General features: G+C 61.4%; 19 protein-coding genes and 1 tRNA gene. 19 read left to right on the forward strand and 1 reads right to left on the reverse strand.

Annotated features, from left to right (window positions below; all coding sequences use genetic code 11):
* The first annotated feature begins 129 nt into the window (after positions 1-129).
* From petA to V7Q81_RS00085, 17 genes are all read left to right on the forward strand, one after another.
* Positions 130-729, forward strand: coding sequence for a ubiquinol-cytochrome c reductase iron-sulfur subunit (gene petA, locus V7Q81_RS00005; protein WP_333839067.1), 600 nt, complete (start codon positions 130-132; stop codon positions 727-729).
* A 3-nt stretch (positions 730-732) separates the two neighbouring features.
* Positions 733-2100 (forward strand): cytochrome b, encoded by a 1368-nt coding sequence (locus tag V7Q81_RS00010; RefSeq protein WP_333839069.1) that lies wholly within the window; start codon positions 733-735, stop codon positions 2098-2100.
* Positions 2097-2843, forward strand: a complete 747-nt coding sequence (locus tag V7Q81_RS00015) for a cytochrome c1 (RefSeq protein WP_442954720.1) — start codon at positions 2097-2099, stop codon at positions 2841-2843. Before V7Q81_RS00010 ends, V7Q81_RS00015 begins: the two co-directional genes overlap by 4 nt.
* Before the next feature lie 52 nt (positions 2844-2895).
* On the forward strand, positions 2896-3495 hold the full coding sequence (locus tag V7Q81_RS00020; RefSeq protein WP_333839073.1) for a glutathione S-transferase N-terminal domain-containing protein: 600 nt from the start codon (positions 2896-2898) through the stop codon (positions 3493-3495).
* A 22-nt stretch (positions 3496-3517) separates the two neighbouring features.
* The gene (locus V7Q81_RS00025; protein ID WP_333839075.1) at positions 3518-3931 is read left to right on the forward strand and encodes a ClpXP protease specificity-enhancing factor; all 414 of its coding nucleotides are present in this window, start codon (positions 3518-3520) and stop codon (positions 3929-3931) included.
* A 58-nt stretch (positions 3932-3989) separates the two neighbouring features.
* A tRNA-Thr gene (locus V7Q81_RS00030) sits at positions 3990-4061 on the forward strand.
* A gap of 268 nt (positions 4062-4329) precedes the next feature.
* On the forward strand, positions 4330-5499 hold the full coding sequence (sucC, locus tag V7Q81_RS00035; RefSeq protein WP_333839077.1) for an ADP-forming succinate--CoA ligase subunit beta: 1170 nt from the start codon (positions 4330-4332) through the stop codon (positions 5497-5499).
* An 18-nt stretch (positions 5500-5517) separates the two neighbouring features.
* Entirely contained in the window at positions 5518-6402 is an 885-nt protein-coding gene (gene sucD / locus V7Q81_RS00040) for a succinate--CoA ligase subunit alpha (RefSeq protein ID WP_333839079.1), read from the forward strand.
* 532 nt (positions 6403-6934) lie between these two features.
* Entirely contained in the window at positions 6935-8638 is a 1704-nt protein-coding gene (locus tag V7Q81_RS00045; RefSeq protein ID WP_333839081.1) for an NAD(P)H-dependent oxidoreductase subunit E, read from the forward strand.
* Between the two features lie 69 nt (positions 8639-8707).
* On the forward strand, positions 8708-11518 hold the full coding sequence (gene fdhF / locus V7Q81_RS00050) for a formate dehydrogenase subunit alpha (protein WP_333839083.1): 2811 nt from the start codon (positions 8708-8710) through the stop codon (positions 11516-11518).
* Between the two features lie 260 nt (positions 11519-11778).
* Positions 11779-13452, forward strand: coding sequence for a formate--tetrahydrofolate ligase (locus tag V7Q81_RS00055; RefSeq protein WP_333839085.1), 1674 nt, complete (start codon positions 11779-11781; stop codon positions 13450-13452).
* Positions 13453-13529: 77 nt separating this feature from the next.
* Positions 13530-14258: a TerC family protein gene (locus tag V7Q81_RS00060; protein ID WP_333839087.1), complete on the forward strand. Its 729-nt coding sequence runs from the start codon at positions 13530-13532 to the stop codon at positions 14256-14258.
* Positions 14259-14272: 14 nt separating this feature from the next.
* Positions 14273-14701 carry a universal stress protein gene (locus V7Q81_RS00065; protein WP_333839089.1) on the forward strand — a complete coding sequence of 143 codons (429 nt, stop codon included), beginning with the start codon at positions 14273-14275 and terminating at the stop codon, positions 14699-14701.
* 214 nt (positions 14702-14915) lie between these two features.
* Positions 14916-15929, forward strand: coding sequence for a Bug family tripartite tricarboxylate transporter substrate binding protein (locus V7Q81_RS00070; protein ID WP_333839206.1), 1014 nt, complete (start codon positions 14916-14918; stop codon positions 15927-15929).
* Positions 15930-16120: 191 nt separating this feature from the next.
* Positions 16121-16639, forward strand: a complete 519-nt coding sequence (locus V7Q81_RS00075) for a tripartite tricarboxylate transporter TctB family protein (protein WP_333839091.1) — start codon at positions 16121-16123, stop codon at positions 16637-16639.
* A 50-nt stretch (positions 16640-16689) separates the two neighbouring features.
* Complete coding sequence (locus tag V7Q81_RS00080) at positions 16690-18222, forward strand: tripartite tricarboxylate transporter permease (RefSeq protein WP_333839093.1); 1533 nt, start codon at positions 16690-16692, stop codon at positions 18220-18222.
* An 88-nt stretch (positions 18223-18310) separates the two neighbouring features.
* Positions 18311-19147, forward strand: coding sequence for a cytidylate kinase family protein (locus V7Q81_RS00085; protein WP_333839095.1), 837 nt, complete (start codon positions 18311-18313; stop codon positions 19145-19147).
* A gap of 136 nt (positions 19148-19283) precedes the next feature.
* On the opposite strand, the gene V7Q81_RS00090 is transcribed toward V7Q81_RS00085, so the two are convergent.
* Positions 19284-19898, reverse strand: coding sequence for a Crp/Fnr family transcriptional regulator (locus V7Q81_RS00090; protein ID WP_333839097.1), 615 nt, complete (start codon positions 19896-19898; stop codon positions 19284-19286).
* Between the two features lie 173 nt (positions 19899-20071).
* Here V7Q81_RS00090 and V7Q81_RS00095 point away from each other — a divergent pair, with 173 nt between their 5' ends.
* Together V7Q81_RS00095 and frc are read left to right on the forward strand one after the other, a co-directional pair.
* Entirely contained in the window at positions 20072-21766 is a 1695-nt protein-coding gene (locus V7Q81_RS00095; RefSeq protein WP_333839099.1) for a thiamine pyrophosphate-binding protein, read from the forward strand.
* A gap of 162 nt (positions 21767-21928) precedes the next feature.
* The gene (gene frc / locus V7Q81_RS00100; protein ID WP_333839101.1) at positions 21929-23212 is read left to right on the forward strand and encodes a formyl-CoA transferase; all 1284 of its coding nucleotides are present in this window, start codon (positions 21929-21931) and stop codon (positions 23210-23212) included.
* The last annotated feature ends 56 nt before the right edge of the window (positions 23213-23268 follow it).

Raw genomic sequence — 23268 nt, forward strand, 5'->3', positions numbered from 1 at the left:
GGGGTTTGCCGCCCCTGCAAAATGGGCCGAGGCCTTTGAATCTCTGCGGCTTTTACGCTCCGGGACTTAAGTTTGTCGTCCGCTTTCGGTAGAATGCACAAATTTTTCTGGTCAACTCAGGGAGCGGGCATGAGCGATCAACCGGTGGATGCCGGCCGCAGGAAGCTCCTGATCGCCGCCACCAGCGTGGTGGGGGGCGTCGGGACCGTGGCGGCCCTCTGGCCTTTTATCGACAGTCTGAACCCGAGCGAGCGCGCTCGGGCCGCGGGCGCTCCGGTGGAGGTGGACATCAGCAAGCTGGAGCCGGGGATGCTGATTCAGCAGGAGTGGCGGGGCAAAGTGGTCTGGGTGCTGAACCGCACCCAGGAGATGCTGGCCACACTGCCCAAGCTGGCCGAGGAGGGGGCACTGGCGGACCCAGATTCCGAGCGCTCGATTCAGCCGCAGTACTGCAAGAATCCGCACCGGTCGATCAAGCCGGAATATCTGGTGGCGGTTGGTATCTGCACCCACCTGGGTTGCTCGCCCACCTACCGTCCCGACGTGGCCCCCGCCGACCTGGGGCGGGAGTGGCTCGGCGGCTTCTTTTGTCCCTGCCACGGCTCCAAGTTCGATCTGGCCGGGCGCGTGTATAAGAACGTGCCGGCACCCACGAATTTAGACATTCCTCCCCACAAATACCTCTCCGACACCCGTATCCTGATAGGCGAAGACACGAAAGGGGCCTGATCGATGAACGGCATGCTCACGGCGTTGATCCGCTGGTTCGACGAGAGGTTCCCGCTCACCGCGACCTGGAAGCGGCACCTCTCGGAGTACTACGCGCCGAAAAACTTCAATTTCTGGTACTACTTCGGTTCGCTAGCGTTGCTGGTGCTGGTGATCCAGATCGTCACGGGCATTTTCCTCACCATGAACTACAAGCCCGACGCCACCCAGGCGTTCGGCTCCGTCGAGTACATCATGCGCGACGTGAACTGGGGCTGGCTCATCCGCTACCTGCATTCCACTGGTGCCTCGGCCTTCTTCATCGTCGTCTACTTGCACATGTTCCGCGGCCTCATGTACGGCTCATACCGCAAGCCGCGAGAGCTCGTGTGGCTGATCGGCATGGGCATCTACCTGGCCCTGATGGCGGAAGCCTTCTTCGGCTATCTGCTGCCCTGGGGGCAGATGTCCTATTGGGGCGCCCAGGTGATCGTAAACCTGTTCTCTGCCATCCCACTGATCGGCCCGGACCTGGCCGTGTGGATCCGCGGCGACTATGCCGTGTCGGACGCGACGTTGAACCGCTTTTTCGCCTTCCACGTAATTGCCTTGCCCCTCGCGCTGGTGGGGCTGGTGTTCGTGCATATCGTGGCGCTGCACGACGAGCACGTGGGCTCCAACAACCCAGACGGCATCGAGATCAAAAAGAAGAAGGGTCCGGACGGCAAGCCCCTGGACGGCATCCCGTTCCATCCCTATTACACGGTCAAGGACATCATGGGGGCGGTGGTGTTCTTGATGCTGTTCTCGGCGGTGGTCTTTTTCGCTCCGGAAATGGGTGGCTATTTCCTGGAACACAACAACTTCATCCCCGCCGACCCGCTCAAGACGCCAGAGCATATCGCGCCGGTGTGGTATTTCACCCCCTATTACTCGATCCTGCGGGCGACCACCACCGACTTTATGTGGGTGGTGGGGGCGTTCACCGTGCTGCTTGCCGCCTTGATCGTTTTCTCCCGGGGGAGCGCGACGCGCAAGACTGTCACGGTGGTCGTCGCCGCGCTGCTGCTCCTGGGCTATGCCACCCTCGATCCCAAGTTTTGGGGCGTGGTCCTGATGGGGGTGTCGGTGCTGATCTTCGCTTTGTTGCCGTGGCTTGACAAGAGTCCGGTCAAGTCGATCCGCTACAAAGGCCCGATCTTCAAGCTGGCGTTGACGCTGTTTGCGGTGAGTTTCCTGATTCTGGGCTATCTGGGTGTTCTGCCGCCGACGCCGGGACGCACCCTCCTTGCCCAGGCGTGCACCGTGATCTATTTCGCCTTCTTCACACTCATGCCGTGGTACTCGCGCATGGACAAGACCAAACCTGAACCAGAAAGGGTGACGGGGTGATGAAGATCAACAACTTTTTCCTAAGCGCCTTGTTGGCCTTGTTGCTTGCGCCAGTGATGGGCTGGAGCGCTGGCGCCGAAGTCAAGCTGGACAAGGCACCCATCGATCTGGAAGACGGGCTATCCCTGCAGCGGGGCGCACGGCTCTTCGTGAATTACTGCCTGAACTGCCATAGCGCCGCTTACATGCGCTACAACCGGCTCACCGACCTGGGCTTGTCCGAAGAGGACATCGAGAAATATCTGGTCTTTACCGGTGCCAAGGTGGGCTCCACCATGACCGTAGCCATGAACGCGGACGATGCCAAGCGATGGTTCGGTGCAGCACCGCCCGACCTGACGGTTATCGCCCGCTCACGGGGACCGGACTGGCTGTACACCTACCTCCGCACCTTCTACCGGGACGATTCCCGCGCCCTCGGCTGGAACAACCTGACCTTTCCCCAGGTGGGTATGCCCCACGCGCTGTGGGAGCTGCAGGGCGTGCAGGTGCTCAAGGAGGAAGAGGTCGAGCTGCACGGGGAGAAGCGCCTGGTCAAACGGCTCGTCCTGGCCGAGCCCGGAAAGCTCTCAAGGACCGAGTACGATGCGGCGGTGGCAGACCTAGTGAATTACCTCACCTACATGGGGGAGCCCGCCCGGCTCAAACGGATCCAGATCGGCATCGTGGTGATCCTGTTCCTCGCGGTGTTATTCGTCCTTACCTATCTCCTCAAGAAAGAATTCTGGAAGGACGTGCACTGAGCCGGCCCGGTTTTGCCGCTCGTCTGACGATAAACAACGTGGAAACACTGCCATGATGAGGCTCTATTCGGGCACTACCTGCCCGTTCAGTCACCGTTGCCGCATCGTTTTGTACGAAAAGGGGATGGACTTCGAGATCATCGACGTCGATCTCTACAACAAACCCGAGGATTTGGCGGTCATGAACCCGTACAACCAGGTGCCGGTGCTGGTGGATCGGGACCTGATCCTGTACGAGTCCAATATCATCAATGAATACATCGACGACCGCTTTCCCCATCCTCAGCTCATGCCGGCAGACCCGGTCATGCGGGCGCGGGCGCGGCTGTTCCTGTTCCGCTTCGAGCAGGAGCTGTTCTCCCACGTCCAATCGATCGAAAAGGGCAGCCAAAAGGCGGCGGAAAAGGCCCGCCAGCTCATTCGCGACAGCCTGATCCAGATCGCCCCGGTGTTCACCCGCCAGAAGTACATGCTGGGGGACGAGTACACCATGTTGGACGTGGCGATCGCCCCGCTCCTGTGGCGGCTCGACCATTATGGGATCCAATTACCGAAGCAGGCGGCGCCGCTCATGAAGTACGCGGAGCGGATCTTTTCCCGGCCGGCGTTCATCGACGCCCTTACCCCGTCGGAGAAAGTCATGCGAAAATAAACTGCCGGATACCCTCACAGCCATGCGCGAGCTTTCCACCAAACCCTATCTGATCCGCGCCATCTATGAATGGTGCGTCGACAGTGGCGCCACCCCCTATCTTTCGGTGATCGTCGACGCCAACACCCGCGTTCCCATGGAGTACGTACGGGAGGGTCAGATCGTGCTCAACATTAGCCCCGATGCCACCCGCAATCTCACCATCGGCAATGACCTGATCCAGTTCTCCGCCCGCTTCGGCGGCGTATCGCGGGAGCTCGCCATTCCTATTGATGCAGTGGCAGCCATTTTCGCCAAAGAAAACGGTCAAGGCCTCATGTTTCCCCGGCCGGAACAGGTTTCGGCCGGTACGGGCGGAGTGGAGGCGGGCTCTGAGGACAAGTCCCCGCCCTCGGGGGGAAACAGCGGGCGGCCGCGCCTGCAAGTCGTCAAATAAGGGCACGAAAGCGCGAACTCGCGGGTACGGGCCCATGATTTATAATTTTTCCGTGTGGGCCGACATAGCTCAGGGGTAGAGCAACCGCCTTGTAAGCGGTAGGTCGTGGGTTCAAATCCTACTGTCGGCACCGGCCCGGGGAAATTGCCAAGCCGGCACGCGAGAGCGCCATTCTGCCCGTCCCAGGTGCTTTGCCCGTGACGGTCCCGGGGCCGCGGACCCTTTTTCGGGCAAGCGGCTTAAGGGAGCTCCCAGTTCTTCGAATACCCAGTTCTTCGAATATTGATCCCGGTCAATCGTGCAAGGCGGGCTCATGCCGTAGATTGATAAGGGCATTTTTACGCGGCCGCCCGCGTGTGGGCGGCTGTCTCCCTCATCCTGGAGCGGGCAAGGAACAAATGAAAATCCACGAGTATCAGGCAAAGGAAATCCTAAGGAAGTACGGGGTTGCCACGCCCCGCGGTTTTCCCTGCTTCGACGTTGACGAAGCGCTGGAGGCGGCGAAGAGGCTGGGTGGACCCGTCTGGGTGGTCAAGGCCCAGATCCACGCGGGCGGCCGGGGCAAGGGGGGTGGCGTCAAGCTGGCGAAATCCCTCGACGAGGTGAGAGCTCGGGCCTCGGAGATTCTGGGCATGCGGCTCGTCACCCATCAGACCGGCCCCGAAGGGCGCATCGTCAAGCGGCTTTTGATCGAAGAAGGGGCCGACATCCGCAAGGAGCTCTACGTGGGCATGGTGGTGGACCGCGTGACCCAGCGAGTCTGCCTGATGGCCAGCTCCGAAGGGGGTATGGACATCGAGGAGGTGGCGGCCAAGAGCCCGGAAAAAATCCACAAGGTGTTCATCGATCCCGAAACCGGACTCAAGGCCGAAGAAGCCGATGAGGTGGCGCGCAAGATCGGTATCCCGCAGAGCTCTGTACCCAGGGCCCGAGCCGTTCTGCAAGGCCTGTACCGGGCGTTCTGGGAGTGCGACGCATCGCTTGCCGAGATCAATCCCCTCATCCTTACCGGGGACGGGAGCGTGCTGGCGCTCGACGCCAAAATGAACTTCGACGACAACGCGCTGTACCGTCATCCGGAAATCGTAGCGATGCGTGACCTGGACGAAGAGGATCCCCTGGAGGTCGAGGCGTCCAAGTACGACCTGTCCTACATCTCCCTGGACGGCAACATCGGTTGTCTGGTGAACGGGGCGGGCCTTGCCATGGCCACCATGGACACCATCAAGCTCTTCGGCGGGGAGCCGGCCAACTTCCTGGACGTGGGGGGGGGCGCCACCACCGAAAAAGTGACCGAAGCCTTCAAGATCATGCTGAAAAATCCCAAGATCAAAGCGATCCTGGTCAACATTTTCGGCGGCATCATGCGCTGTGATGTGATCGCCGAAGGCGTGGTGGTGGCGGCCAAACAGGTTCATCTGAACGTTCCGCTGGTGGTGCGCATGAAGGGCACCAACGAGGAGATTGGCAGGCGGATCCTGGGCGAATCGGGCCTGCCCATCATCTCCGCCGACAACATGGCCGAAGCTGCTCAGAAAGTCGTGGCGGCGGCGAGTGGCCGCGCTTGAGAATGGGGAAATCGCGAAATGAGCATCCTGATCGACAAGAACACCCGGGTGATCACCCAGGGCATCACCGGCAAAACCGGTCAGTTCCACACCAAGATGTGCCGGGAGTACGCTAACGGTCGGAACTGCTTCGTCGCCGGGGTGAACCCGAAGCGGGCAGGGGAAAATTTCGAGGGCATTCCCATTTTCGCTACGGTCAAGGAGGCCAAGGCCGAGACGGGGGCGACCGCTTCGGTCATCTATGTGCCTCCGGCGGGGGCGGCGGAGGCGATCTGGGAGGCGGTGGAGGCCGACTTGGACCTGGTGATCTGCATCACCGAGGGCATTCCGGTGCGGGACATGATCGTGGTGCGGGACCGCATGCGTAAGCAGAATCGCAAGACGCTGCTGGTGGGCCCCAACTGTCCCGGGGTCATCACGCCGGACGAGATCAAGATCGGCATCATGCCGGGGCACATTCACAAGAAGGGCCCGGTGGGGGTGGTATCCCGCTCCGGCACGCTCACCTACGAGGCGGTTGCCCAGCTCATGGAGCTCGGGCTGGGCCAGTCTACCTGCGTCGGCATCGGAGGCGACCCGGTCAACGGTTTGAAGCACGTGGACGTGCTCAAGATGTTCAACGAGGATCCCGCTACCGAGGCGGTGATCATGGTGGGCGAGATCGGCGGCTCGGACGAGGAGACCGCCGCCCTGTGGGTGAAGGAAAACATGAAGAAGCCGGTAGTGGGCTTCATCGCCGGGGTGACGGCACCGCCGGGCAAGCGCATGGGTCACGCGGGAGCCATCATCTCCGGCGGCAAGGGCACCGCCGCGGAGAAGATCGCGGTGATGGAGGAATGCGGCATCAAAGTGACACGCAATCCTGCCGAGATGGGTAAGCTGGCAAAGTCCGTGCTCAAGTAAGCGAGCTGGGCGAGGGTCACGGGCGGAGCCCGTGGGCCGAGACCAAGCTCTTCCTGATGGAGGGAAGCGTTGTTGGAGACGTTTCGGGATCCTGGAGCCAAGCCGAGCTGGGCGAGGGTCACGGGCGGAGCCCGTGGGCCGAGACCAGAAGTTTCTTGAAGATGAGGGAGGCGACAATCGCGCACGCTCCTCCAGAGATGGCCGAGCGGGCCGGGGGTCCTCGGGCAACGCCGGAACCGTATATGGCATCATACTTGCAAAGCACGGACGTTTTCATTGCGGCGGCCCCTCCTCGAGGGGATAATGTTTCCTATTGCAATTCGTCTGTGTTTCCGATGAACACGTTTGAATCGTCCCACACTAGGAGCAGCGTGAAGCTTTAGGAACTCCCTCCCCGGAACGCGACCTCCCGCCGGAGCCCTGGAGCTAACCAGGACCGGATGGGTGTTGTTGACCTGCAGTTACGCAGTGCACAAATGTCTTGCCGGTCCGCATTGCTCCACCTGAGTGTCAGGCTCGAAAGGCATTTGTGATGAATGATCGAACCCTCTTCTCGACTGATTCTCGCGAAGGCGGCAACCATCGCCACCGGGTACGACCGACGCCCAAGGGCCGCACCGTCGATCGGAAGGCGCTGGAAGAAGTGCGTGCTTTATTAGGAAAAGAGCCCCGGCGCCGGGATCTCCTCATCGAGCATCTGCACAAGATTCAGGACACCTATGGCCACCTCTCGGCCGCCCACCTGGCGGCCCTTGCCCGGGAGATGAACCTGGCCCTCACGGAGGTCTTCGAGGTGGCCACCTTCTATCATCACTTCGACGTGGTGAAAGAAGGCGACGCGGCCCCGCCCGCCGTGACGGTGAGGGTATGCGAATCCCTTTCCTGCGAGCTGGCCGGGGCCCATCAGCTGATGGTGGCGCTCAAAGAGCGAGTGGGGTCCGACGTGCGGGTGATCCCCGCTCCCTGTGTTGGCCGTTGCGCCGGCGCCCCGGTGGCGGTCGTGGGTCAGAAACCGATCGAGCGAGCGCAAGTCGCGCGGGTGCTCGAGGCAATCGAGCGGCGGGAGCTCAAGGATTCGCCCCCCCAGGGCATCACCTACGGGGAATACCGAGCCCAGGGGGGCTATCGGCTCCTGGCCGAGTGCCTGGCGGGGAAACACGATCCGGAGAAGTTCCTCAAGACCATGGAAGACTCGGGCTTGAGGGGGCTCGGCGGTGCCGGTTTCCCGGCCGGGCGCAAGTGGCGCATCGTGCGCTCAGAGCCCGCGCCGCGGCTGATGGCGGTCAACATCGACGAAGGCGAGCCGGGGACCTTCAAGGACCGCTACTATTTGGAGCGGGATCCCCACCGGTTCCTAGAGGGGGCGATTATCGCCGCCTGGGTGTGCGGCGTGTCCGAAATCTACATCTACCTGCGGGACGAGTACCACGGCTGCCGGGAAATGCTGGCGCGGGAGCTCAGGGCCCTTCAGGAAGATCCCCCTTGTGCTCTTCCCCCGATCCACCTGCGCCGCGGCGCAGGCGCCTACATCTGCGGGGAAGAGTCGGCGATGATCGAATCCATCGAAGGCAAGCGGGGCATGCCCCGGCTGCGCCCGCCCTACGTGGCCCAAGTGGGTCTCTTCGGCCGTCCCACCCTGGAGCACAACTTTGAGACCCTGTACTGGGTTCGGGACATTCTGGAAAAGGGTGCCGAGTGGTACACCTCCCATGGCCGCCACGGACGCACGGGCCTGCGTTCCTTCTCGGTGAGCGGCCGGGTCAAGGAACCGGGGGTCAAGCTGGCACCCGCCGGGATCACGGTGAAGGAGCTGATCGACGAATACTGTGGTGGCATGCAGGATGGCCACGAGTTCTATGCCTACTTGCCCGGCGGAGCCTCCGGCGGAATCCTGCCTGCTTCTCTGGGAGACATTCCCCTCGACTTTGGTACCCTGGAGCCCCACGGCTGCTTCATCGGTTCCATGGCGGTGATCGTGCTCTCGGACAAGGATCGGGCACGGGACGCCGCCCGCAACCTGATGGCTTTTTTCCACGACGAGTCCTGTGGCCAGTGCACCCCCTGCCGTGTGGGCACTGCCAAGGCCCTCGCCCTCCTGGAGAAACCCAAGTGGGACGTGCCGCTGCTAGAGGAGCTGTCCCGGGCCATGATGGACGCCTCCATTTGCGGTTTGGGCCAAGCAGCGCCGAACCCGGTCAAGAGCGTGATCAAGTTCTTTCCCAAGGAAATCGAGTAACGAACCGACTCTGGCCGCACCGCTCCAACGAGTAGATGCGGTGCCAAGCCCTATCGAAGAGGTGAGCCCATGAAGATGACCGAGCTGGAAGTCCGGCCCGAAGCGATCCGCTTCAAGCTGAACGGGAAGGAGGTCACCGGCTATAGCAACGAGACGATTTTGCAGACGGCCAAGCGCTACGGGATCGAGATTCCCCACCTGTGCTACAAAGAGGGCCTGCGGCCCGACGGCAACTGCCGTGCCTGCATGGTGGAGATCAAAGGGGAGCGGGTGCTGGCGCCTTCCTGCTGCCGGCGACCTGCGCCCGGCATGGAGGTCACGACCGACAGCGAGCGGGCCCGGCACTCCCAGAGGATGGTGCTGGAACTGCTACTCTCCGACATGCCGCAAGAGCAATACACCCTCGCCTCCGAGCTCGACCAATGGGCGCGCAAGCTTCAAGTGGGCAAGCCCCGCTTCGCTCCCCGTACCCGGGTGGCGCCGGACCTGTCCCATCCGGCGATGGCGGTGCGGCTCGATGCCTGCATTCAGTGCACTCGCTGCCTGCGTGCCTGCCGCGAGGAGCAAGTGAACGATGTGATCGGCTACGCGTTCCGTGGCGATCGCTCCAAGATCGTGTTCGACTTCGATGATCCGATGGGTGCGAGCACCTGTGTTGCCTGCGGCGAATGCGTTCAAGCGTGCCCCACGGGGGCGCTGATGCCGGCCCGGGACGTGGGGCTGCAGCAGGCAGACAAGACCGTGGATTCGGTCTGCCCCTATTGCGGCGTGGGTTGCCTCCTTACCTACCACGTGAAGGACAACCGGATCTTGTACGTGACCGGACGGGAGGGCCCCGCAAACCATGGGCGCCTATGCGTGAAAGGGCGCTACGGCTTCGACTACGTGCATCACCGGCAGCGCCTGACCAAGCCTCTCATCCGCAAGTCCGGCGTGCCCAAGTCCGCGGACTTCGTGGTGGATCCGGAAAACTGGCGAGATGTATTCCGCGAAGCGACCTGGGAGGAGGCGTTGGATCTCGCCGCTGGTAGGTTGCGGGAGATCCGCGACACCCACGGCAAGCATGCCTTGGCCGGGTTCGGTTCGGCCAAGGGCTCCAACGAAGAAGCCTACTTGTTCCAGAAACTGGTGCGCACGGGCTTCGGCAGCAATAACGTGGACCATTGCACCCGCCTGTGCCATGCCTCTAGCGTGGCGGCACTCCTGGAGGGCATCGGCAGCGGGGCCGTTTCCAACCAGGTGAGCGACGTGCTGAAAGCCGAGGTGGTCCTGGTGATCGGCGCCAACCCGACGGTAAACCATCCGGTGGCGGCCACTTGGATCAAGAATGCGGCCAAGCAAGGGGTGAAGCTCATCGTTGCCGACCCGCGCCGCACCGAGCTGGCCCGCTATGCCACCTACTTTCTTCAGTTCAAGCCCGACACCGATGTGGCCCTCTTGAACGCCATGATGTACACCATCGTCGAAGAGGGGCTGGTGAACGAGGAGTTCATTCGCAGCCGCACGGAAGGTTTCGAGGCCTTGAAGAAGAACGTCAAGGGCTATAGTCCGGAGAAGATGGCGCCGATCTGCGGCATTCCGGCCGAGACGATCCGGGAAGTGGCGCGCCTGTACGCCAAGTCCAAGGGCTCCATGATTCTGTGGGGCATGGGCATCTCCCAACACGTGCATGGCACCGACAATGCCCGCTGTCTGATCGCCCTCGCCCTGATGACCGGGCAGGTCGGGCGCCCGGGCACGGGGCTGCACCCCCTGCGCGGGCAGAATAACGTGCAGGGCGCCTCTGATTCGGGCCTGATTCCCATGGTGTTCCCGGATTACCAGCGGGTGGACGACGCGGAGGCCCGGGCGCGCTTCGAGCAGCTCTGGGGAACCCGTCTCGATCCTAAGCCTGGGTTGACCGTGGTGGAGATCATGAACGCGATCCTCGCGGGAGAGATCCGCGGCATGTACATCATGGGGGAAAATCCGGCCATGTCCGACCCGGACCTCCAGCATGCCAGGGAGGCTTTGGCCAAGCTGGATTGGCTGGTGGTGCAGGACATCTTCCTGACCGAAACGGCCTATCTCGCCGACGTGGTGCTGCCTGCCTCCGCCTGGCCTGAAAAAACCGGCACCGTAACCAACACCGACCGCATGGTGCAGCTCGGCCGACGTGCCCTGGATCTGCCGGGAGAGGCCCGCCAGGACCTGTGGATCATCCAGCAGATGGCCAGGCGGCTGGGGCTCGATTGGCGCTATGAAGGTCCGGAAAGCGGCGTGCGGGCGGTATTCGAGGAGATGCGCCGGGCGATGCCGTCCATTGCCGGCATCACCTGGGAGCGGCTCGAGCGGGAAAGCTCGGTCACTTACCCGTGCGAGAAGGAGGGCGATCCGGGGCAGCCGGTGGTCTTTATCGACCGCTTCCCCACCAAGACTGGCCGGGGCCGCTTCGTGCCGGCGGACATCATTCCCGCAGCGGAACGCCCAGACCAGGAATACCCTTGGGTGCTGATTACCGGGCGGCAGCTCGAGCACTGGCACACCGGTGCCATGACCCGGCGGGCGGGAGTGCTAGATGCCATCGAGCCGGAGCCGGTCGCTTCCTTCCACCCCTTAGATCTGGACGTCCTCGGGGTAAAGCCCGGGGATCTGATCACGGTGGAAACGCGCCGGGGCAGGATTTCCCTCTTTGCCCGGGCAGAGGAAGCGACGCCCCGGGGAGCGGTGTTCATCCCGTTCTGCTTCTACGAGGCGGCGGCAAATCTGCTCACCAATCCCGCCCTGGATCCGTACGGGAAGATTCCTGAGTTCAAGTATTGCGCGGCCAAAGTGCGGCCTGGCGGCGAGGCTCCTCACCACTTGAGCTACGGCGGCGGGCGCTCGCTGGCGATGGCGTGACATGGGTCGAGCTTACGCTGATGGTCAGCAGGCGCTTGACCGCTGACCCCTTGTCTGTTCCGCGAGGGAAGACACGGGCCAAGGCCGCTTCTGTCTTCGGTGGGGGAGAAGGGGTTTCACTCTTGACTCTGGTCAATGCCAGGACTCGGCCGACTGACTAAATTCCCGGCCATTCTCGTGGGCCCGCCGGTTGGCCGAGCGAATCGTCGATCAAGCGGGGTGCGGGCCCGCAACCAGCTTGAGGAAAAGGGGAAAAGAACATGCTCAGCGACATCGAAATCGCGCAACGCGCCAAGATGAAGCGCATCAGAGAGGTAGCGGAGGGGCTGGGGATTCCCGAGGACGCTCTGGAGCCCTATGGGCATTACAAGGCGAAGGTGTCGCTCGAGTGGGTAGACAGCCTCAAATCGCGCCGCGACGGCAAGCTCATCCTGGTGACTGCGATCAGTCCCACTCCTGCGGGGGAGGGCAAGACCACCACCACGGTGGGGCTGGGCGATGCCCTGAACCGCATCGGCAAGAAAGCGATCATCTGCCTGAGGGAGCCTTCTTTAGGGCCGGTGTTTGGCGTGAAAGGGGGAGCGGCGGGGGGCGGCTATGCCCAGGTGGTGCCCATGGAGGACATCAACCTGCACTTTACCGGTGACTTCAACGCCATTGCCCTGGCGAACAATCTGCTGGCGGCGATGGTGGACAACCACGTTCACCACGGCAACGAGCTGGGCATCGACGTGCGGCGCATTACCTGGAAGCGGGTGATGGACATGAACGACCGGGCGCTGCGCGACATCGTGGTCTCCCTGGGAGGGCCGGGCAATGGCTACCCACGGGAAGACGGCTTCGACATCGTGGTTGCCTCCGAGGTCATGGCCATTTTCTGCCTGGCCACCAGTCTCAAGGACCTGAAGGAGCGGCTGGGCAACATCGTGGTGGGTTATACGCGGGAGCAGAAACCGGTGCGGGCGCGCGACCTCAAGGCCCATGGCGCCATGACCGTGCTGCTCAAGGACGCCTTGAAGCCCAACTTGGTGCAGACCCTGGAGAACAACCCGGCCTTCATCCACGGAGGGCCCTTTGCCAACATCGCCCACGGCTGCAACTCCGTCATTGCCACGCAAACGGCGCTAAAGCTTGCCGACTACGTGGTTACCGAAGCCGGTTTCGGCGCCGATCTGGGTGCGGAGAAGTTCATCGACATCAAGTGCCGCAAAAGTGGCCTGCGGCCCGATGCGGTGGTGATTGTGGCCACCATCCGGGCGCTCAAATACCATGGCGGGGCGGACCTGAAGAGCCTCAACCAGGAGAACTTGGCGGCGCTCGAGAAGGGCATTGCCAACCTGGAGCGGCACGTAAACAACGTGCGCAACCACTACGGGCTGCCGTGTGTAGTGTCGATCAACCACTTCAGCCACGACACCCCGGCCGAGATTGAGTTGCTCAGGAAAAAGATGGCCCATCACGAGGCCCCGGTCGTGGTGGCGCGTCACTGGGCGGAAGGGGGCAAGGGGGCGGAAGAGGTAGCGCGTACCGTAGTGGAGCTGATTGAGACCACACCTGCCAACTTCAAGTTCGTCTATCCTGACACGGCCACCCTGTGGGAGAAGATCCAGACGGTGGCGCGCAACATCTATGGGGCGGCCGACGTCACGGCCGACTCCAAGGTGCGGGCCCAGATCAAGAAGCTGCAGGAAGATGGCTACGGCCATTACCCGATCTGCGTGGCCAAGACCCAGTACTCCTTTTCCACCGATCCCCAGTTGCGTGGCGCCCCCTCTGGGCACGTGATCAACGTCCGGGAAGTGCGCCTTGCGGCCGGGGCGGAGTTCATCGTCATGATCTGCGGCGATATCATGACCATGCCGGGGCTACCCAAGGTACCCTCGGCCGAAAAGATCGACTTGGACGAAAACGGCAAAGTGGTGGGATTGTTCTGATCGGCTTCGTGTTAGCCGCGGGAGGGACAAGACGCTAAGAACGCCGCGGGGACCAGCCGTCTTACGGAGGAGGATCAATGGAGTTCGGAAGCCCGGAATTCTGGATCGCCGTCCTGCAGATCATCGCCATCGATATCTTGCTGGGCGGCGACAACGCGGTAGTCATTGCCCTGGCGTGCCGGAAGCTGCCGCCCCGCCAGCGCAAGCTCGGCATTTTCTGGGGGGTTTTCGGCGCCATTGCCTTACGCGTCATTCTGATTTTCTTCGCCCTCACGCTCCTCAAGATCCCGTTCCTCAAGCTGGTGGGTGCCGCTCTGCTGCTGTGGATCGGCATCAAGCTCGTGCTTCCCGAGCGGGAAGAAGGTGCTCACGAAATCGATGCCAGTACCAACTTGATGGGCGCCATCAAGACCATCATCGTGGCTGACGCGGTCATGAGCTTGGACAACGTGATCGCGATCGCTGCTGCTTCCAAGGACAGCATCGCTTTGGTGGTCTTCGGCCTGGTGGTGAGCATCCCCATCATCGTTTTCGGCAGCCAACTGGTGTTGAAGCTCATGGACCGCTTCCCTATCGTTATTCTAGGCGGAGGTGCGCTTCTGGGCTGGATCGCGGGCGATATGGCGGTCTCGGACGTAGCGATCAAGGAGTGGGTCGAACAAAACATGGCGGGATACCAGTGGGCGGTCGCGGTGGCGGGAGCAGTCCTCGTGATCCTGGTGGGTAAGCTCCTCGCCATGAGGGCGGCGGCGGAACCTGTCGTGGATCTCGCCAGCCGGCCTGCCGATCCCCCAGAGACGAGATGAACGGGAGCACGCACATGCCCAAACTGCTAGTGCCGGTGGATGGCTCGGAGAATTCCCTCCGAGCGGTGGATTTCGTGATCAAGAAGGCGGGTTGGTACCGGGAGCCTGTGGAGATTCATCTGCTCAACGTGCAACCGCCCATCGTGTCTGGCAATGTGACCATGTTCATCAGCCAGGACCAGCTCAACGACTACTATCAAGAGGAAGGCCTCAAGGCCCTGGCGTCGGCGCGGGCAAAGCTCGACGCAGCTCGGGTGCCCTACAAGCACCATATCCTCGTGGGGGATCCCGCCGAGATGATCACCCGCTTCGCGCGGGAGCGGGGTTGTGACCAGATCCTGATGGGTACTCGGGGCCTAGGCGCTATTGGCAGTCTCTTGCTGGGATCGGTGGCCACCAAGGTGATCCACTTGGCGGACGTGCCGGTGTTGCTGGTGAAATGAGGTCTGGGTTTATTGCGCCGCAGCAAGAAAAAGTCCTTGACTGCGGTCAAGAAGAGGGGCGGCACCCGGTTGCAACCAGCGGGGGGCTCCTCTACTCTACGCAGGCTGTGCCTGAGCGGGCATAGATAAGCGCCCGATGCCGTCGGCCGAGGTGGCGGGTCGGGGTCGGACCTTTCCAGTGGGATCTACGAGGAGGAAACGCATGAAACCAACAATGTCAAGGGTAGGGTGGGCCGCGAAGGTGGGAGTGATCGGTGGTCTTTTCGGTTTCCTGGCGGCCTCCCCTCTCGTGGCGACGGCGGCTTGGGAGCCCACCAAGCCGGTGGAATTCATCATCCCGGCCGGCACCGGCGGAGGCGCGGACCAGATGGCGCGCTTCATTCAAGGGATCGTGGCCAAGCACAAGCTGATGAAGCAGCCCATGGTGGTCATTAACAAGGCGGGCGGCGCGGGGGCCGAGGGATTCCTGGACGTGAAGGGCGACAAGGGCAACCCCCACAAGATCATCATCACCCTATCCAACCTGTTCACCACGCCCCTAGCGACCGGGGTACCGTTCAATTGGAAAGACCTCACCCCCGTGGCCATGCTAGCGCTCGATGAGTTCGTGCTGTGGGTCAATGCAGAGACCCCGTACAAGACGGCCATGGAATACATTGAGGACTGCAAGAAAAGAGGGCCGGGCCAGTGCAAGATGGGGGGTACCGGCTCCAAGCAGGAAGATCAGATCATCACGGTGGGTATCGAGCAGGCAACTGGGGTGAAGTTCACCTACGTGCCTTTCAAGGGCGGTGGTGACGTGGCCGTTCAGCTCGTGGGCAAGCACGTGGATTCTACGGTCAACAATCCCATCGAGGCCGTAGGCCACTGGCGCAGTGGCAAGCTGCGCCCGCTGTGCGTGTTCGACACCCAGCGCATGCCTTACAAAGACAAGGTGACCACGGACATGGCCTGGGCCGACATCCCCACCTGCAAGGAACAGGGGTTGAACATCGATTACCTGATGTTGCGCGGCATCTTCATGCCGGCGGGGGTTACCCCGGAGCAGGTCAACTATTACGTGGAGCTGTTCAAGAAGGTGCGGGAGACGCCCGACTGGAAGGACTTCATGGAAAAAGGCGCCTTCAACCAGAGCTTCATGACCGGGGAAGAGTATCGCAAGTGGGTGGAGCAGGCCGAAGCCCGGCATAAGGAGCTGATGCAGAAAGCGGGTTTCTTGGCGAAGTAATCCACAAGTCCGGGGTTGCAGCATGACCCTCCTTTCTTGAATCGGCGGGCGTGGAGCGGGGCGAGGAACTCAGTCCTCTCCTCCACTCCTCCCCGCCGGTACTCCCACAATACGTCTAGGTGACGAGCGAAGAATCGACCGCCGGGGGCGGTCACGGGTGAGATTCATGCCTGAATTCTGGAGCACACACCATGGAACACGGTGAAGAATCGCAAGCGAAGGCGGGGAAGAGTTGTTCGGTCTGCGTGGTGGACGCCGTGACGGCAGTGATCCTCATGCTCGTTGGGGCCCTTGTCATGTACGACAGCCACCGGATCGGCGCTTCTTGGTCTCCTGAAGTGGGCCCGCAAGCCGGCTATTTTCCCTTCTATATAGGGCTGCTCATTTTCGTCTGCAGTGCCGTGACCTTATATCAGGCCACCCTGTCCAAAAACCGCGATCGCTCCGTGTTCGTGGATTGGAGCCAGTTCAAACGGGTGCTTCAAGTGCTGGTTCCATCCATCATTTACGCCGTCGGCGTCAGTACGATCGGCATTTACGTGTCCTCCACCCTTTTTATCGCCGGCTTCATGCTCTTGCTCGGCAAGTACAAAATTTTGCCGACGCTGCTGGTGAGTGTGGGTGTGTCGGTGGTGATGTTCTGGATGTTCGAGATCCAATTCCTCATTCCGCTGCCGAAGGGCCCGCTGGAGGCCTGGCTCGGCTACTGAATGACCAACGGTGAGAAAGGTGCAAAAGCGCGGGTCGAGGGGAGGCTGAAGTGGAAGAGATCGCTGCACTGTTTCATGGTTTCGCTATAGTGCTCACCCCGCACAACTTCATGCTCATGATGCTGGGCGTGGTGCTGGGGGTCATCATCGGCGTGCTGCCAGGCTTGGGAGGGGCAAACGGCATTGCGATCCTATTGCCACTTACCTTTTCCATGGATCCCACGTCCGCCATCATCATGCTCTCCTGCATTTACTGGGGGGCGCTTTTCGGTGGGGCCATCACCTCGATTCTGTTTAACATCCCGGGCGAGCCTTGGTCGGTCGCGACCACCTTTGACGGCTACCCCTTGGCCCAGCAAGGGCGCGCCGGGGAAGCGTTGACCGCCGCCTTCACCTCTTCGTTCATCGGCGCCTTCGTGGCGGTCATCATTATCACCTTCCTGGCGCCCTTGGTGGCGGATTTCGCCCTGGAGTTTGGCCCGCCCGAGTTCTTCTCTGTGTATTTGCTCACCTTTTGTAGCTTTGTCGGCATGGGCAAGGGCTCGCCGTTCAAGATCATCGCCTCCATGATGCTGGGCTTTGCCCTGGCGGCGGTCGGCATCGACACGGTGACCGGGCAACTGCGCCTCACTTTCGGCATCACGGAGCTGCTGAAGGGCTTTGACTTCCTGGTAGCGGTGATCGGCCTGTTCGGCATCGGTGAGATCCTGCTCACCATGGAAGAGGGCCTCGAGTTTCGCTCTGCCGCCAAAGGCAAGATCAATCTCAAGGTGGTGCTGGAGACGTGGGCCAAACTGCCCAGGTACTGGGTCACCGCGATCCGTGGCTCACTGATCGGCTGCTGGCTGGGTATCACCCCGGGCGGGGCGACACCGGCCTCGTTCATGAGCTACGGGGTCGCCAAGCGCATGTCCAAGGACGGGGACAAGTTCGGCACTGGCCAGATCGAGGGCATCGTTGCCCCCGAGACGGCGGCCCACGCGGCGGGCACCAGCGCTCTGCTGCCCATGATTTCCCTAGGTATCCCGGGATCGCCCACGGCAGCGGTGCTACTGGGTGGGCTGCTCATTTGGGGCCTGCAGCCGGGTCCACTCCTTTTTGTGGAGAAGGCGGATTTCGTCTGGGGGCTCATCGCCGCCATGTACCTGGGCAACATCGCGGGGTTGATCGTGGTGCTCACTTGCGTGCCGCTTTTTGCCGCGATCCTGCGCATTCCCTTCGCAGTGATCGCTCCGGTGATTATTGTCATCTGCGCCGTGGGTGCTTACACCGTGGCCAATGCCCAGGTGGACATCTGGTATATGATCGCCTTTGGCTTCATCGGCTACGTGTTTAAGAAGCTGGACTACCCCCTCGCCCCATTGGTCCTCGCCATCGTTCTGGGGGACCGGGCGGAAGACGCTTTCCGCCAGTCGATGCTGGTAGCCCAGGGAGACCTCACAATACTCTGGTCCAACTGGCTAGTGGGGAGCATCACCACCCTGGCCCTCGTCATGCTCTTCTGGCCGCTCATCTCCAAGGGGCTTAAGAGGATCCGCTCCGGCCGGGTCGATACCCAGCAGGAGCAGCGGCCGGTGGAGTGAGCTGAATGACAGAGGGCGGGGCAATCGTTACCATAGGGGAAAGGCTAGCCATTTTCGGACGACCGGGTCTGGACGGAGGGTTAGAACGATGCCAGTCATCGCGATGAACCAGGAGATGGGCTCAAAGGGTAAGGATGTAGCCGCCCTGCTGGCCCAGCAGTTAGGCTTGGCGCTGGTCCGACACGAGGTGGTGGACCACGTGGCTGAAAAGATGCGGACGAAGAAGAGCCTCATTCGCCGCATCATGGAAGGCAAGGCCGGACTGATCGAAGGCATGGCCACAGACAAGAAAAGCCTGGCCATCTATACCGCCGAGGAAGTGTTCGATCTTGCTTTGAAAGGCAATGTCATCATCCGCGGATGGGGCGCGACTTACCTCCTCAGACAAGTATCCCATATCCCCTGCGTACGGGTCTGCGCTCCCATGGAAGTGCGGGTCAAGTGGATGATGGAGCGGCTCGAAACCGACGACGAAGAGCTGGTGCGTCAGGAGCTGCGGCGCAGCGACGCTGCTCATATCGCCAATATGCAACAGCGCTTCGGCGTCACCTGGGGCGACCCCCTGATCTATGACCTGGTCCTCAACACGGAACGGCTGTCGGTGGAGACGTGCGCCGAAGAAATCAAGCTGTTGCTACAGCGCCCTGAGTTCCAGGAAACCCCGGAGTCGCGGGCAAAGCTGCAGAACTTGGCGCTGGAAGCGCGGGTGCGGGCGGCGCTCAAGAGTGACCCCGACACCGATGACATTAACATCACCATCGAGGCTGACGGCGGGCGCGTGAAGCTGCTCGGTATTGTGCTGCACGACAGCGAGCGCACCGCGGCGGAGAAAACAGTGCGCGCCGTGCCGGGCGTGACGGCAGTCGAGAATGAGCTCAAAGTAATGTCGCGAGCGCGTATTTTCACATCCGAGAAATACGACTGAGCTCGTTGCCCGGGGCTCGCGGTGGAGCTGCCGGTGAATGGTCGACAAATCATTTCCGCACTCTGTTTGCTCTTTCCTACCCCGGAGCGGGAGAGAGGGAGAGTTTGGCGCCCGTCAGGCACTGAGGGGACGCCCGCTAGATCTCGATTTTGCCCTTGTGCTTGAGCCGACTTAAGGTTTCTGGCGACAGGTTGAGGTAGGACGCCAGCTCCTTCTTGGGGAGCCGCTCCGTCAACTCGGGATGCTTGCGCATGAAGCGATGCACTCGACCCGGAGCATCCAACAGGTGGAGCGTGATGGTGTGGGCCATCACCTCGCTCATCAATTTCATCACCTCAAACTCAAAGTCGGCCTTGACGCTTGGATGCCGGTCCATGAAGCGTACCCATTGTTCCATGGAAAGCTTGGCGGTGCGTACCCGGGTGACAGCGCGGATCGAGTACGGGATAGGGGTTTTCAGGCGCCAGGCAGCGTAGCTCGTGTCAATGTCGCTTTCTGCCGCGAAGCGCAGGATCATTTCCTTTCCTTCCTTGTTCGTCACCACCCGCTTGAGAATACCTTCGATGATGAAGTATTGCTCCATGGAAAGGTCACCCTGGTTTTCCAGGGATCTTCCTTTCGGATAGTCGGCGATTTCGAGCAAAGGCTCCAGTTCTTCCCACGCCTCCTGGGGCATGTTCTTGAGCACCAGGTTTTGCCGCAGCTGTAGGCGCAGGATTTTGTATTCGGGGTGGGCGACTAGGGCGACCATCGAGGAGCGGCAGGTTCAGCGAACGTCAGCCGGAAGAAAAGGTCGGAGAAGCTCGAATATTGACCGCGGTCAATGCCGAAAGCCCGGCAACTGCTTAAATTTCTGTGTAATTCTTAATTTTATTTCATCAAGCGCAGGATTCGCAATTCCCAACGAACGGTCAGGAGGAAATCATGGGAACCGTGGAAACACAAGTCGCCAGCGGCCAAGACGTCAAGCTGATCAGCGGCGGCCAGATCGTAGCCAAGTTTCTCAAGCAGGAAGGCATTAACCACATTTTCACCATTTCCGGCGGGCACATCATCGATATCTACAACGGCTGCCTGGACGAGGGGATCCGCATCGTGGACGTACGCCACGAACAGGTGGCTGCCCACGCGGCCGACGCCTATGCCCGCATCACCGGCAACCTCGGATGTGCCGTGGTGACCGCCGGCCCGGGCACGACCGACGCGGTGACGGGTGTCGCCAACGCTTTCCGGGCGGAGTCGCCCATGCTGCTGATCGGGGGCGGCGGCCCGCTCAAGCAGTACAAGATGGGAGCGCTGCAGGACCTCGCTCACGTTCCCATGATGACGCCCATCACCAAGTTCGCTTCTACCGTAATGACCACCGAGCGTTGTGCCGAGATGATGAGTCAGGCGGTGCGCGAGATGTACAACGGCGCGCCAGGGCCCGGCTATCTGGAAATCCCGCACGACGTGCTAGACGGCAAGGTAGACGCGTCGAAGGTGCGCATCCCCAAGAATTATCGGGTACGAGGCGAGTTCATCGGCGATCCCAACGAGCTGGCTAGGGCGGCTGAGGCCATTGCCAGCGCGGAGCGGCCGGTGGTCCTGTTTGGCACCCAGACCCGCACTTGTCGAGCGCACGAGGCGGTGGACCGCTTCGCCCGCCACTTCAACATCCCGGTTTACGTGAACGGCGCTGCGCGCGGTACTCTGCCTCGCAACCATCCGTACAACTTCATGCCTTCCCGGCGCGTCGCATTCGACAATGCGGATGTGATCTTCTTGGTAGGCACGCCCCTCGACTTCCGCATGGGCTATGGCCGCAGGCTCAATCCGAAGGCGAAGATCATCATCCTCGACATGGACTACAAGAACGTCGGCTATAACCGGGACTTCGACATCGGCCTGGTCGGCAACATCCGGGCGATCCTGAACGCCATGTGCGAGGCATCCAAAGGCGACGTGGCGCGCAAGCACGATCCCTTCATCAAGATGCTGCGCGAGGAAGAGGAAAAGACCAAAAACAAGAACGACAAGATCATCAAGGACGACAGCCGGGTGCCGATTCATCCGCTACGCCTGGTCCACGAGATCAACGAGTTCCTATTAGAGGACACCGTGTTCATCGGCGACGGAGGTGACATCGTGACCTTCTCGGGTTCAGTGGTGAAGCCTCACAAGCCGGGTGGCTGGATGGATCCGGGTCCTCTAGGTACCCTCGGGGTAGGCACGGGGTTTGCCCTTGCTTCTAAACTGCTGCAGCCCGAGCGCGACGTGGTGGTGCTCTTTGGCGATGGCTCTTTTGGCCTGACCGGTTTTGATTTTGAGACCATGGTGCGCAATAAGCTGCCCTTCGTCGGGGTGATCGGCAACAACGCCTCGTGGAACCAGATCCGCTACGGCCAGGCGATGAAATATGGCAAGGAGCGGGGCGATGTGGGTAACGTGCTCGCCGATGTGCGCTTCGACAAGTTCGCCGAAGCCATGGGTGGTTTCGGCATCCGGGTGACCGAACCCAGCCAGATCCGGCCGGCGCTGGAAAAGGCCCGGGATGCGGGCGTGCCGGCCTTGGTGGACGTGGTAATCGACCGGGAGGTGTACTCGAGCGGCACCATGAATCAGACCATGTACAAGTAGGTCGTCACTAGGGGCTGCGGCGTTTGGCTGCTTCGGCCTGCCGCAGCTCCTTTGGTTCTCGGCATATAATCCGACCGGTGCGATCGCTGGTTCAGTGGTGGCAAAGGCAGGCCCAAGACATGGCCGGCATCCGGTTCCCAGTCATGAGGAGGTGAGATTTTCATGGACAAGGCACTCTCGGGATTTCGAATCCTGGACATGACCCACGTTCAGGCGGGGCCCACCGCCTCGCAGCTGCTTGCCTGGCTCGGGGCTGACGTGATCAAACTGGAACCTCCCACGGGAGACGTGACCCGCGGCCAGTTGCGCGACATCCCGAACGCGGACAGCTTGTATTTCACCATGCTCAACTGCAACAAGCGGTCGATCACGGTGAACCTCAAGAATCCCATGGGCAAAGAGGTGCTGACCGATTTGATCAAGAAGTGCGACGTCCTCATGGAAAACTTCGGCCCCGGGGTGCTGGACCGGCTGGGTTTCTCTTGGGAGAAGGTGCGACACATCAACCCGCGCATCGTCATGGCTTCTATTAAGGGATTCGGCAGCTCCGGTCCTTACGCCGATTTCAAGGCCTATGAGAACGTGGCTCAGGCCATGGGAGGCTCCATGAGCACCACGGGTTTTCCCGACGGACCGCCCCTGGTAACCGGCGCCCAGATCGGCGACTCGGGAACAGGGCTACATCTTGCCATCGGCATTCTGGCTGCTTTGCACCATCGCAACCGCACCGGCCGCGGCCAGTATGTGGAAGTAGCGATGATGGATGGCGTCATGAACCTGTGTCGGGTCAAGTTCCGCGATCACCAGCGGCTCCAGCGCGGCCCTCTACCTGAATACTCGGTGCCGACTGAGGGTCTCAAGGCCACACCTCGGGCGGGTAACGACTCGGGTGGTGGCCAGCTCGGAAACGCCATCAAGTGCAAGCCCGGCGGTCCCAACGACTATCTCTACGTCGTTGTGCAAGAAGCGGTGTGGGAGGCACTGGCCAATCGTGTGGGGGGTGAAGCTTTGGCCAAGGATCCTCGCTTCGCTACCATTGGTGAGCGTCGCAAAAACCAGAAGGAGATGTGGCGCATCCTGAACGAGTTTGCTTCCAACTACACCAAGTGGGAGTTGATGAAGATTCTAAACGAGCTCGACGTGCCATGCGGCCCCATCATGAGCACGGAGGATCTTGTGAACGACGAGCACGTTAAGCTTCGGGAGATGATCGTCGAGCTGGATCATCCCCAGCGTGGCAAGTGGTACAACGTCGGCATGCCGATCAAGCTCTCCGATTCACCGGCGGAGATCAAGCGCTCGCCTTTGCTGGGAGAGCACACCGACGAGATTCTGGCGGAGGTGCTCGGTTACTCCCAGGAGCATATCAGCTCCTTGCGTGAGGCAGGCGCCTTTTCCAAGCAGCCCGCCAAGGTGCCAGAATACCACGAGCCACGCACGGACTAGATCCTGCTGGAAGGAACACAGACATCAGAGTTGCCAATTATCGGTTAACAGGATTT

The organism is Pelomicrobium sp., assembly GCF_036803785.1.
In the GTDB taxonomy this organism is placed as follows: Bacteria; Pseudomonadota; Gammaproteobacteria; order Burkholderiales; family UBA6910; genus Pelomicrobium.